The sequence below is a fragment of the Arthrobacter sp. H20 genome (assembly GCF_000520515.1).
In the GTDB taxonomy this organism is placed as follows: Bacteria; Actinomycetota; Actinomycetes; order Actinomycetales; family Micrococcaceae; genus Arthrobacter_D.
In genome coordinates, this window is sequence record NZ_KI914712.1 from 36,720 (window position 1) to 37,817 (window position 1,098).

At 67.9% G+C, this 1,098-nt stretch carries 1 protein-coding gene and 1 pseudogene; both read left to right on the plus strand.

The features are described 5' to 3' along the window. Nucleotides 1-677 (plus strand): annotated as a pseudogene (locus tag Y703_RS21305) (mannose-6-phosphate isomerase, class I); the annotation flags it as partial. 128 nt (nucleotides 678-805) lie between these two features. Continuing rightward, nucleotides 806-1,098: ATP-binding cassette domain-containing protein (locus Y703_RS21310; protein ID WP_035763548.1), on the plus strand; the 293-nt coding region annotated here is incomplete at its 3' end.

Genomic DNA, 1,098 nt, shown 5'->3' on the forward strand with positions numbered 1-1,098 from the left:
CCCGCCTGCTCACCGGCGGGGAGGAAGCCGTGCAGGTGGCCGAGGCGGTCGCGGCTGCTCTGGCGTCCTCCCCGGGCCGGGATGCAGCGACAGTCCGTGAGCTCACCGACCACTACCCCGCCGACCCCGGGGTACTGGTGTCCCTGCTGTTGAACCGGGTGTCGTTGCGTCCGGGCCAGGCCATCTACCTGCCCGCGGGCAACGTTCACGCCTACCTGAGCGGCCTGGGAATTGAGGTCATGGCTTCCTCGGACAACGTGCTGCGCGGCGGTCTGACCCCCAAGCACATCGATGTGCCGGAACTGTTGAAGACAGTAGTCTTCGAGCCTGTGAGCGTTCCTGCCGTCGAGGTGCGGCATACCGGGCTCGGCCAGGAACTGTACTGCCCGCCCTTTGACGAGTTCGCCCTGCAACGCCTTGAGTTGCGTGCCGGATCGGGGTCAATGGCGTCCTCCGATGTACCGCTGGCCCAGAATGGGCCGGTCCTGGTGCTCGCTGTCTCGGGCAGCATCGTGCTCGACTCACCGCGGGGTGACCTCTTGGTGCCTCACGGTGCCAGTGCTTTCGTCCCAGCCAACGAAGCCCCGGTGATGGTCAAGCTCGCTGTAGGCACCGGCCCCGACACCGATCAGGACGACGACGGCGCCCTGGCGTTCGCGGTGACCCTCGCCGGCTGAGCCAGCCCCTTCCTGAGCCCACATTCCGGCAACTGCGGACCAAGCACGTTTCCGGCGACGCTTGGCCGGGCGGATCCGGCCTGGTGGTGCTGGTCCGGACAGCAGCCGGGCTTCCCTAAGATAGATGGGTGACTGCATCCCTCGTGGCGAAGGACCTCTCAGGAGGCCACGCCCACCGCACCCTCTTCACCGGCCTTAACCTGACAGTGGCACCCGGCGACGTGGTCGGGGTCGTTGGCGCCAACGGGGCCGGCAAGTCGACCCTCCTCAGGCTCCTCGCCGGAGCGGATACGCCACTGGGCGGGACAGTGACCACCACCCCCACCGATGCTTTTGTCGGGTGGTTGCCACAGGAACAGGACCGGCTCCCCGGCGAGACCATCGAGGGTTATCTTGGCCGGCGAACGGGGGCGACGGCGGC